Below are 10,872 nucleotides of genomic sequence, written 5' to 3'. Positions count from 1 at the left end.
CGACGTCCCCGGCAACATCGAGGTCCGCGACTGGGTGCCGCAGCACGTCGAGCTGCGGCACCCAGTCGCGGACCTCGATGTTGCCGGGGACGTCGCCGAGTTCGGACGGGTCGACGTGCTTGCCGATCTGTAGGACGACGTGCCAGCCGGGCAGGTCGCCGAACGCCTCGACGCAGGCGCGGTAGAAGGCGGGCTGCTTGGTGAAGGCGGAGCCGAGCGAGACGAGGAGGACCTTCTCGGCTCCGGCGGGCCGCTGCCAGGCCCCCTGGCCGGAGCGGTCGCCCTGGCAGGGGCCGACGAAGCGGTAGACCGCCTCGTCGACCCGGTCGGCGTGCGGCTGGAGGGCGCGGGGGATGGTGACGACCGCCCGGCGGGGGCGGGCGACGAAGTCGTCGGGGTCGGTGTCGATGCCGTTCTCCGCGAGCCAGCCCCGGTAGCGCGCGTAGTACGCCTTGCCGCGCTCGGACCGCTTCAGCTCGGCGTACATGGGCTCGGCCACCTCCTCCTCGTAGCCCTTCCAGGGCACCAGGTGCGTCCACAGGGAGACGGCGGGCACGCCCCAGCGGTGGGCGAGGACCGCGCCGGCAGCGGCGGTGGTGTCGTGCAGGACGAGGTCGGGGACGTCGCCCTCGAACGCCTCGGCCAACTGCGGCAGCGCCTGCATCGCGTCGGTCAGGAACGGCTCGATGTTGTCGATGAGTTCGGTGCCCCAGGCGTCCGGGTCGTCGTCGACCGGCAGCGTGGAGGTGTACGGGACGGGCCGGGCGCCGGTGGCGGCGACCTGGTCGGCGAAGGCCGGCGGGATGGCGTAGCTGACGCGGTGTCCGCGGGCCACGAGCTCCCGGACGACGTCGAGGTGCGGGTAGACGTGGCCGTGGGCGGCGATGGAGACCATGGCGATGTGGGCGGCGCGGGGCGCGTGATTCGGCATACCGAGGACCATAGACGAGACGATACGTATCGTGCAACCACTTTCGCCGCCCGTTCCGCACCGCCGCCCCGTTCCGCATCGCCGCCCCCTACCGCACCGCCGCCCGTTCCCCACCGCCGCCCGTTCCGCTCCGCCGTCCGGCCGGATGGGAGACTGAACGGTCGGCGAGAGGAAGGCACGAGGGCATGGACGAGGTACGCGCGCGGGAGGTGCTGGCGGCGGCCGGCCTGGCGGGCGGCGAGGGCGGGGCGGAGCTGCTGGCGCTCGGCGAGAACGCCGTCTTCCGCACCGGCGCGCACGGCGCCCTGGTGGTCAAGGTCGGCCGGGACGCCGAGCTGCTGGAGCGGGCCCGGCGCGAGGTGGCCGTGGCGGGCTGGCTCGCCGAGGCGGGTGTGCCGGCGGTGCGGGCCGCCGAGCCGGGGCCCCGGCTGGTGGACGGGTGCCCGGTCACCGTCTGGCACCGGCTGCCCGACGCCGTCCGCCCGCCCGAGCCGCGCGACCTCGCCCCGCTGCTGCGGCGGGTGCACGCGCTGCCCGCGCCGCCGTTCGCCCTGCCGGCGCGGGAGCTGCTGGGCGGCGTCGAGCGCTGGCTGAGGCTGGCCGGCGACGCCATCGACCCGGCCGACGCCGCGTACCTGCGCGCCCGGCGGGACGGCTTCGCCGCGGCCGCCGCCGCGCTGGTCCCGCATCTGCCGCCCGGCCCCGTGCACGGCGACGCGCTGCCGCGCAACGTGCACGTCGGGCCGGACGGACCGGTCCTGGTGGACCTGGAGACCTTCTCCTGCGACCTGCGCGAACACGACCTGGTCGTCCTCGCCCTGTCCCGGGACCGCTACGGGCTCGACCCGGCCGCCTACGACGCCTTCACCGAGGCGTACGGCTGGGACGTGCGCGACTGGGACGGCTGCGCCGTGCTGCGCGGCGCCCGGGAGACCGCGAGCTGCGCCTGGGTGGCGCAGCACGCCCCGGCCAACCCCGCGGCGCTGGCCGAGTTCCGGCGGCGGGTGGCGTCGCTGCGCGAGGGCGATCCGGAAGTGCGCTGGCACCCCTTCTGATCGCGGCGCTCCCCCCGTAGGTTGACCTTCGGCGCGGCCCCCGCCCGGGCCGACCGGACCACCGGCCGACCGGACCACCGGCCGACCGACTGACTGACCGACCAGGGGAGACCGTCATGCGCGTGGAGTTGTCCGAGGTGTCGCTGGAGGTCCAGGACAACGGCACGGGCCGCGATCCGGTGCTGCTGCTGCACGGCTTCCCCGACACCCACGACCTGTGGCGGCACCAGTTCAAGGCGCTGGACGCGGCCGGACACCGGGTGATCGCGCCGGACCTGCGCGGCTTCGGGGCCTCGGACCGGCCGGCCGACCCGACGGCCTACCACCCCCTGCACTCGGCCGGGGACATGGTGCAGCTCATGGACCGTCTGGACGTCGGCCGCGTCCATCTGGTCGGCCACGACTGGGGGGCGGGCGTCGCCCAGGCGCTGGCCGCCGTGGAGCCGGCCCGCGTCGCGACCCTCACCCTGCTGTCGGTGGGGCACGCCTCCTCGCTGCTGACGGCCGGCTGGGAGCAGCGCCGCCGCTCCTGGTACATGCAGCTCTTCCAGCGGGAGGGCCTCGCGGAGGAGTTCCTGTCCCGGGACGACTTCGCGCAGCTGCGGGAGATGCTGGGCGCGCACCCGGAGCCGGAGGAGGCGCTGGCGAGGATGCGGGAGCCGGGGGCGCTGACCGCCGCGCTGGGCGTCTACCGGGCGGGGCTGCCGGCCGAGGTGATGTTCGGTCCGGTGCCGGACGGGCCGCGGCTGCGCGGTCCGGTGCTGGGCGTGTGGAGCGACGGCGACCCCTTCCTCACCGAGCGGTCGATGACCGGGACGGAAGCCTACGTGGACGGGGAGTTCCGCTACGAGCGGGTGGAGGGCGTCGGGCACTGGCTCCCGCTGGAGGCGCCGGAGCGGGTCGGCGACCTCCTCCTCGGCTTCTTCGACGCCCACGGCCGCCCGCCGCGCGAGTCCTGACGGACCGGGGCGTCACCCGGCCGCGACCGGCGCGGGCAGGCGCAGCGGCCACACCGGGTCGATGACGGCGTCCGGGGTGCCCTTGCGGCGCAGGAAGCGCTGGAAGTCGGCGGCCCACTCGGCGTACCAGCGCACCTGCCGGTCGTGCAGCTCGGCCGGCTCCAGCGCGGCGACGGCCGGGTGCCGCTCGGCTATCGCCCGGGCCACCAGGACGGCGGCGAGCGCGTCGGCGGCCGCCTGGTGGGCGCCGTCGAGCACCACGCCGTACTCGGCGCAGACCGCCTCCAGGGTCCGCTTGCCGCGGCGGTAGCGGTCCACGGCCCGGTCGATGGTGTACGGGTCCAGCACCGGTCCGACCGGCGCGCCGTCCAGCCGCTCGGCCAGTGGGGGCAGGCGGTGGCGGTGCAGTTCGGCGGCGAGCAGCGAGAGGTCGAAGGCGGCGTTGTAGGCGACCACGGGCGTGCCCCGGCGCCAGTGGGCGGTGAGGACGTCGGCCAGCTCGCCGGCCACCTGGCGGGCGGGGCTTCCCTCGGCGGCGGCCCGCTCGCTGCTGATCCCGTGGATGGCGGTGGCCTGGGCCGGGATGCGCACGCCCGGGTCCGCCAGCCATTCCCGGCGGCCCGTCACCTGCCCGCCGCGCACCTCGACGACCGCCGCGGTGACGATGCGCGCCTCCCGCGGTTCGGTGCCCGTCGTCTCCAGGTCGAAGCCGACCAGCGTCTCCCCGTGCCAGCTCATGGTCCCCCCTCGGTGTCGTGGATCGGTCCGCAATGGGGCCGGGCCGGCGGCCCGCTCCCCCACGGCCTTCACCCTGCCACGCGCCACTGACAACGCCCCGCCGGCCGGGCGCCGGGCCCGACGCGGGGTCAGCTCAGGAGACGGGGCGGGAGTCGGACCAGACGGACTCGAACTCCTCGCGGTAGGTGGTGAAGAGGCCGGGTTCCGGTTCCGCGCCGGAGCGCAGGGCGGTGCGGCGGCCGCCGCGCAGGACCAGGACGGGGGCCTCGATGCCGCGGGCGCGGCGCAGGTAGGACTGGACGACGCCGACGCCGTCCGGGCCGTCGCCGTCCACCAGGTAGGCGGTGAAGCGGGGGGTCTCGTCGAAGACCTGGATGCGGAAGGCGCCCGGGTCGCGCAGCCGGGCGCGGACCCGCCGCATGTGCAGGATGTTCATCTCCACCGAGCGGCTCAGCTCGCCCTTCTTCAGGCCCAGTTCGCGTTCGCGGCGCTTGACGGCGCTGCTGGCCGGGTTGAGGAAGAGCAGCCGGGTGCGGCAGCCGGACTCGGCCAGGTGCACCAGCCGCCGCCCGGAGAAGTTCTGCACCAGGAGGTTGAGCCCTATGCCGACGGCGTCCAGCCGCCGGGCCCCGCCGAAGAGGTCCTCGGCGGGCATCAGCCGCTGGAGCCGCACCCGGTCGGCGTGCACCGAGACCACATCGGCGTAGCGGTCGCCGACCAGTTCCTCGACGGCGTCCACCGGCAGCCGGTGGGCGGAGGGCGTCTCGGCGCCGCTGCCGAGGATCTCCAGGAGCCGGGCGGAGGCCCGTTCGGCCTGGTCCAGCACGGTGCGGGAGAGCGCCCGGTTGCGGGAGACGACGTTGCGGGTGACCTCCAGCTCGTCCAGGACCAGCTCCACCTCGCGCCGGTCGTCGATGTAGGGCTCGAAGCAGGGCCAGTGCTGCACCATCAGCTCGCGCAACTGGGGCAGGGTGAGGAAGCTGAGCACGTTGTCGTCGGCCGGGTCCAGCAGGTACCCCTTGCGGCGGGAGACCTCGCGGACGGCGACCGCGCGCTGGACCCACTCCTGGCCGGCCGGTCCGGCCGCGGCCACCACCCAGTCGTCGCCGTGCACCGGCGCGTAGACGGGCCGCAGCACCGCGGCCACCACCGCGCGCAGCCGCTGTTCGATCAGATTCAGCCAGATATAGGCGCGGCCGGCGCGCTGGGCGCGGGTGCGCACCTCGCTCCAGGCGTCGGCGCCCCAGTCCAGCTCCGCGCCGATCTGCATCGGCCGGGCCAGCGGCACCGCTCCGGGCGGCGTGTCCTCCGTGACGCCGGCGGGTTCCGCAGGGTCCCCCTGCGGGGCGGGATCGCCGCGGCGACCCGACTCCCCTGGGGGCAGCTCCAGCCCTCCCGAGCTCACCCGCACACCGCCTTCTGCTCCCGCGCACCCGTCCGACAACGATCAAGGAAGGGTACTCCGGGAGGGCGAGGGGTCGCAGCCCGTTGGCCGCCGCTTCCGCTCAACCTCCGCACTCGTACGGGCACTTCCGCCCCTGCCCCGGGTCCGGATCGGGGGCATTGCTCATGGTTGGCCCGGGGCGGGGCCCGGCGACCGGCCCGGCAGCGGGCCGGCGCGGTGCGCGGCGGCGGGTCCGGACGCGTGGGGGCGACACCGGGTGCGCGCGGTTGACCGGGCCGGGAGGGGGAAGCGGAAAGGACCGGGGCCGGGCGGCGGCCGCCGGCGGCCGGCACCCCGACCACTCGAACGGCGGGACGGATTCCGGCCACCCGACCAGGGCCGATCCCGGTCACCCGGCGGCGCGGGCAGATGTCCTGGGAGGTTCGGCCGGTTTCGGGGAACATTCTGGCTCAAGTGACACCCATCAGCCGGATCAGAAGTGGAAGAGTCTGTCTATGCAGGTCTGGCCGGGGACGGCGTATCCCCTCGGTGCCACCTACGACGGCGCCGGAACCAATTTCGCGGTCTTCTCCGAGGCCGCAGACCGAATCGAGCTGTGTCTGCTCCATGACGACGGCTCCGAGACCGCGGTGGAGCTGCGCGAGACGGATGCCTTCGTCCGCCACGCGTACCTGCCCGGCGTGATGCCGGGCCAACGCTACGGATTCCGGGTCCACGGACCGTACGCGCCGGAGCGCGGACAGCGCTGCAACTCCGCGAAGTTGCTGCTCGATCCCTACGCGCGGGCCATCGCCGGCGCCGTCGACTGGGGCGAGGCGGTGTACGGCTACCACTTCGGCAAGCCGGACTCCCGCAACGACCTGGACTCGGCGCCGCACACGATGGCCTCGGTGGTGGTCAACCCCTACTTCGACTGGGGCGACGACCGCCGGCCGCGCCACGACTACCACCGGACGGTGATCTACGAGGCGCACGTCAAGGGCCTGACCATGCGGCACCCGGCGCTGCCGGACGAGTTGCGCGGCACCTACGCGGGTCTGGCCCACCCCGCGGTGATCGAGCACCTGACCGAGCTGGGGGTGACCGCGCTGGAACTGATGCCGGTGCACCAGTTCGTCAACGACCACCGGCTCGCCGACGCGGGGCTCGCCAACTACTGGGGCTACAACACCATCGGCTTCTTCGCCCCGCACAACGCGTACGCCTCCTGGGGCGACCGCGGGCAGCAGGTGCTGGAGTTCAAGTCGGCGGTGCGGGCGCTGCACCAGGCGGGCATCGAGGTCATCCTCGACGTGGTCTACAACCACACCGCCGAGGGCAACCACCTGGGGCCGACGCTCTCCTTCCGGGGGCTGGACAACCCCTCGTACTACCGGCTCACCGACAACCCCCGGTACTACATGGACACCACCGGCACCGGGAACTCGCTGCTCATGCGGTCGCCGCACGTGCTCCAGCTCATCATGGACTCGCTGCGGTACTGGGTGACCGAGATGCACGTGGACGGCTTCCGCTTCGACCTGGCGGCCACCCTGGCCCGCCAGTTCCACGAGGTGGACCGGCTGTCCTCGTTCTTCGACCTGGTCCAGCAGGACCCGGTGGTCAGCCAGGTGAAGCTGATCGCCGAGCCCTGGGACGTCGGCGAGGGCGGCTACCAGGTGGGCAACTTCCCGCCGCTGTGGACCGAGTGGAACGGCAAGTACCGCGACACGGTCCGCGACCTGTGGCGGGGCGAGCCGCGCACCCTGGCGGAGTTCGCCTCCCGGCTCACCGGCTCCTCCGACCTCTACCAGGACGACGGCCGCCGGCCGCTGGCCTCGGTCAACTTCGTCACCTGCCACGACGGCTTCACCCTGCGCGACCTGGTCTCGTACAACGACAAGCACAACGACGAGAACGGCGAGGGCAACCGCGACGGCGAGAGCCACAACCGGTCGTGGAACTGCGGGGCCGAGGGCGAGACCGACGACGAGGACATCCGGAGGCTGCGCACGCGCCAGATGCGCAACTTCATCGCCACCCTGATGCTGTCCCAGGGCGTGCCCATGATCAGCCACGGCGACGAGTTCGGGCGCACCCAGCGGGGCAACAACAACGCCTACTGCCAGGACAACGAGATCGCCTGGCTCCGCTGGCCGGACCCGGACGGGTCCGACCAGTCCGGGCCGGCGGCGGACGGCGGCCGGGAGGAGCCGGGGGCGGAGGCCACCGACGACGGCGGCGAGGACACCTCCCGGGCGGACGCCGAGGCGCGGTCGCTGCTGGAGTTCACCCGTTCGATGGTGTGGCTGCGCCGGGACCATCCGGTCTTCCGCCGGCGCCGCTTCTTCCACGGGCGGCCGGTGGAGGGCACCCACGACGAGCTGTCGGACATCAACTGGTTCACCCCCGAGGGTGAGGAGATGACGTCGCAGGACTGGCAGCTCGCGCACGCCAAGGCGGTGTCGGTGTTCCTCAACGGCAGCGCCATCTCCGAGCCCGGACCGCGCGGCGAGCGGATCGCCGACGACTCGTTCCTGCTGATGGTGAACGCCGCCGCGGAGGACATCGAGTTCGTGGTGCCGGTCAACCACGGCCGCCAGTGGCAGGTGGTGGTGGACACCTCCGAGGAGGACGGGGTGGAGCCGGGGCAGGGCGTCAAGCTCGCCGCCGGCGACCGGCTGACGCTGATCGGCCGCAGCCTGGCGGTGCTGCGCCGACCGGCCTGACGCCCGCCGCGCACCAGCGCGACCACCGCGGCCCGGCGGCCACCACACCGCCGGGCCGCGGCGCCGTCCACCGGGAGGCCCCCGCGCGTACGCCGGGCGGGTGACCGGGCGGACCGGCGTCGTACGCCGGCCGGGTGATCCGGCGTGAATACGACCGTACGATGAGCGGGAGTGCCCCGGCGGGGTACCTGGACCTGCATGACGCCCCTCGCCACCTACCGGCTCCAGATACAGCCGGAGTTCCCGTTCGCCGCCGCCGCGGACGCGGTGCCGGCACTCGCCGCGCTCGGCATCTCCCACCTGCACCTCTCCCCGGTGCTGGAGGCGGTCCCCGGGTCGACGCACGGCTACGACGTCACCGACCACGCACGGATCCGCGAGGAGCTGGGCGGCGAGGAGGGGCTGCGGGCCCTGGCCGCCGCCGCCCGCGCGCACGGCCTGGGCCTGGTGGTGGACCTCGTCCCCAACCACATGGCCGCCTCCCCGCTCCACAACCGCGCCCTGCGGGCCGTGCTCAGGGACGGCCCCGACTCGCCGTACGCGCGCTGGTTCGACGTCGACTGGGCGGCCGGCGGCGGGAAGCTGCTGCTGCCGGTGCTCGGCCGCCCGGTCGGCGAGGAGCTGCCGGAGATGCGGGTGGCGGACGGGCTGCTGCACGCGGGCGGGCAGCACTTCCCGCTGCGCCCCGGCACCGAGGACCTGCCGCTGCCCGGGCTGCTGGACGCCCAGCACTACCGGCTCGCCTGGTGGCGGCTGGCCCGCACCGAGCTGAACTACCGGCGGTTCTTCACCATCTCCGACCTGATCGGGGTGCGGGTGGAGGACCCGGAGGTCTTCGCCGCCACCCACGGCAAGATCCTGGAGCTGGTGCGGGACGGGGTGGTGCACGGCCTGCGGATCGACCACCCGGACGGGCTCGCCGACCCCGAGGGGTATCTGCGTGAGCTGCGGCGGCAGGCCGGTCCGGACTGCTGGATCGTGGTGGAGAAGATCCTCACCGGTGAGGAGCCGCTGCCCGCCTCCTGGCCGGTGGCCGGGACCACCGGCTACGACGCGCTGCGCCGGATCGACGGCGTCTTCGTGGACCCGGCCGGGGCCGAGGAGCTGGCCGGGCACTACCGCCGGTTCGCCGCCCCGGCCGCCGACGAGGGCGGCGAGTGGGAGGCCACCGCCCGGCGGGCCGCGTACGAGGTGGTGGAGCGGGAGCTGGCGGCCGAGGTCGCGTTCCTGACCCGCACCGCCGCCCTGGTCTGCGCGGCAGACCCGGCCCGGCGCGACCACGCACCCTGGGCACTGGGCCAGGCGGTGCGCGAGCTGCTGGTGCGGGTGCCGGTCTACCGGCCCTACGGCCCGGACCGCGAGGACGTGCTGACCGAGCGGGCCGCCGAGGAGGCCAAGGCGTCCTTCACCGTGCCGGCGGAGGCCGCGGCCGTGGACGCGGTACGGGACCTGGCGCTCGGCCGGCTCGGCGACGGGCCCGCCCAGGCGGCGTTCCTCACCCGCTTCGCCCAGACCTCCTCCGCGCTGCGCGCGAAGTCCGTGGAGGACAAGGCGTTCTACCGCTACACCCCGCTGATCTCGGCCAACGAGGTGGGCGGCGAGCCCGGCGAACCAGCCGTCTCCCCCGCCGCCTTCCACGCCTACTGCGCCCGGCTGGACCGCGACTGGCCGGCCACCGGCACCGCGCTGTCCACCCATGACACCAAGCGCAGCGCGGACGTCCGGGCCCGGATCGCGGTGCTGTCCCAGTGCCCGCAGCGCTGGGGAAAGCTGCTGGACGACGTGGGCCGGACGCCCTGCCCCGACCCGCAGACCGCCTGGTCGGCCTGGCAGAGCGCGCTCGGGCTCGGCTCGCCGTACACCGACCGGCTGGCCCCGGCGGTGCTCAAGGCGGTCCGGGAGGCCGCGCTGCGCACCACCTGGACCGAGGCCGACCCGGCGTACGAGCAGGCCGTGCTGGACTTCGTGGACGCGGGCCCGGGCGGCCCGCCGCTGTACACCGTCTCGCTGCTGGCCCGCGAACTCGACCCGTACGTGCGGGCGAACACACTGGGCGCGGCGCTGCTGCACCTGACCATGCCGGGCGTCCCGGACCTCTACCAGGGCACCGAGCGGGAGTACCTGGCGCTGGTGGACCCGGACAACCGGCAGCCGTACGCCGAGGGGCCCGCCGACGAGAAGACGGCGCTGACCCGGGCGGCGCTGGCGCTGCGGCGGCGACTGCCCGAGGCGTTCGGCCGCCCCGGCACGTACGCCCCGCTCACGGCGGACGGTCCGGCGGCCGAGCACTGCCTGGCCTTCGGGCGCGGTGGCCGGACGGTCACCGCGGTGACCCGGCTGGCGCTGCGGCTGGAGGAGGGCGGCGGCTGGGCGGGCACCACGCTCACCCTCCCCGAGGGCCGCTGGTCCGACGCGCTGGGCGGCGGCCGGGAGTTCACCGGCGGCGGCCCGGTGGACCTGGCGGAGCTGTTCGCGGACCGCCCGGTGGCCCTGCTGTCCCGGGCCGGCGGCGACGGGGCCTGAGGGCGGGTCAGCGGGCGGCGGCCAGGGTGAACACCATGTGCCCGAAGGCGACGATGTCACCGGCCCGGACCACCACCGGTCCGGTGACCCGCTGGCCGTTGACGGTGGTGCCGTTGGTGGAGCCGAGGTCGCGCAGCACCCACAGCCCGCCGTGCGGGACCAGTTCGGCGTGGCGGCGGGAGACCGACTCGTGGCTGAGCCGCAGCCCGTTGGCCGGGTCGCGGCCGATCAGCAGCGGATGCGGGCCGGGCGGCAGCCGCAGCGCCGGCAGCTTCTGCGCCCGCCACGCCCGGCCCAGCCTGACGGTGAACGACGACACCCGCTCCACCGACCCGAACAGCACCCTGCTGAACCGCCCTTCGGGGCGCAGGTCGGCGGTGAGCGCGGCCAGCTCCTCGGAGTGCCGGGCGGCCAGGGCCAGTTCCATCCGGCGCACGAAGGTGTCGTGGGACAGCTTGCCCAGGGCGGCGCCCTCCCTCAACACGCCCAGCGCACGGTCCCGTTCCGCGTCGGACAGCCGCGGGGCGGGCATGGCGTGGGAATCGGAAGGGGG

At 74.8% G+C, this 10,872-nt stretch carries 7 protein-coding genes and 1 pseudogene; 4 read left to right on the top strand and 4 right to left on the bottom strand.

Annotated features, from left to right (window positions below; translation table 11 throughout):
* Positions 1-1,010 (bottom strand): annotated as a pseudogene (locus C6N75_RS11400) (macrolide family glycosyltransferase); the annotation flags it as partial.
* A 106-nt stretch (positions 1,011-1,116) separates the two neighbouring features.
* Here C6N75_RS11400 and C6N75_RS11395 point away from each other — a divergent pair.
* Together C6N75_RS11395 and C6N75_RS11390 are read left to right on the top strand one after the other, a co-directional pair.
* Entirely contained in the window at positions 1,117-1,986 is an 870-nt protein-coding gene (locus C6N75_RS11395) for a phosphotransferase enzyme family protein (protein WP_105868753.1), read from the top strand.
* A 116-nt stretch (positions 1,987-2,102) separates the two neighbouring features.
* Positions 2,103-2,945 (top strand): alpha/beta fold hydrolase, encoded by an 843-nt coding sequence (locus C6N75_RS11390; RefSeq protein WP_105868752.1) that lies wholly within the window; start codon positions 2,103-2,105, stop codon positions 2,943-2,945.
* Positions 2,946-2,957: 12 nt separating this feature from the next.
* On the opposite strand, the gene C6N75_RS11385 is transcribed toward C6N75_RS11390, so the two are convergent.
* Positions 2,958-3,683, bottom strand: coding sequence for a 3'-5' exonuclease (locus C6N75_RS11385; RefSeq protein ID WP_105868751.1), 726 nt, complete (start codon positions 3,681-3,683; stop codon positions 2,958-2,960).
* Between the two features lie 133 nt (positions 3,684-3,816).
* Entirely contained in the window at positions 3,817-5,088 is a 1,272-nt protein-coding gene (locus C6N75_RS11380) for an SAV2148 family HEPN domain-containing protein (protein WP_105868755.1), read from the bottom strand.
* A 494-nt stretch (positions 5,089-5,582) separates the two neighbouring features.
* Between C6N75_RS11380 and glgX the strand changes: the two genes are divergently transcribed.
* Together glgX and treY are read left to right on the top strand one after the other, a co-directional pair.
* The gene (gene glgX / locus C6N75_RS11375; RefSeq protein WP_105868750.1) at positions 5,583-7,796 is read left to right on the top strand and encodes a glycogen debranching protein GlgX; all 2,214 of its coding nucleotides are present in this window, start codon (positions 5,583-5,585) and stop codon (positions 7,794-7,796) included.
* Between the two features lie 198 nt (positions 7,797-7,994).
* Positions 7,995-10,319: a malto-oligosyltrehalose synthase gene (gene treY / locus C6N75_RS11370; RefSeq protein WP_105868749.1), complete on the top strand. Its 2,325-nt coding sequence runs from the start codon at positions 7,995-7,997 to the stop codon at positions 10,317-10,319.
* 7 nt (positions 10,320-10,326) lie between these two features.
* Here the strand turns inward: treY and C6N75_RS11365 are convergent, their stop codons facing one another.
* On the bottom strand, positions 10,327-10,851 hold the full coding sequence (locus C6N75_RS11365) for a DUF1707 and FHA domain-containing protein (protein WP_105868748.1): 525 nt from the start codon (positions 10,849-10,851) through the stop codon (positions 10,327-10,329).
* Between the last annotated feature and the right edge of the window lie 21 nt (positions 10,852-10,872).

Origin of the sequence: Streptomyces solincola (genome assembly GCF_002982015.1) — a bacterium.
GTDB classification, from domain to species: Bacteria; Actinomycetota; Actinomycetes; order Streptomycetales; family Streptomycetaceae; genus Streptomyces; species Streptomyces solincola.
The sequence above is the reverse complement of the archived record's forward strand: the minus strand, read 5'-3'. Positions and strand labels throughout refer to the sequence as shown.

Bases quoted from the DNA above. Each gene is read 5' to 3' on its own strand.
- C6N75_RS11385 (WP_105868751.1), bottom strand. From the start codon at position 3,683: ATGAGCTGGCACGGGGAGACGCTGGTCGGCTTCGACCTGGAGACGACG.
- C6N75_RS11390 (WP_105868752.1), top strand. From the start codon at position 2,103: ATGCGCGTGGAGTTGTCCGAGGTGTCGCTGGAGGTCCAGGACAACGGC.
- C6N75_RS11395 (WP_105868753.1), top strand. From the start codon at position 1,117: ATGGACGAGGTACGCGCGCGGGAGGTGCTGGCGGCGGCCGGCCTGGCG.
- C6N75_RS11365 (WP_105868748.1), bottom strand. From the start codon at position 10,851: ATGCCCGCCCCGCGGCTGTCCGACGCGGAACGGGACCGTGCGCTGGGC.
- treY (WP_105868749.1), top strand. From the start codon at position 7,995: ATGACGCCCCTCGCCACCTACCGGCTCCAGATACAGCCGGAGTTCCCG.
- glgX (WP_105868750.1), top strand. From the start codon at position 5,583: ATGCAGGTCTGGCCGGGGACGGCGTATCCCCTCGGTGCCACCTACGAC.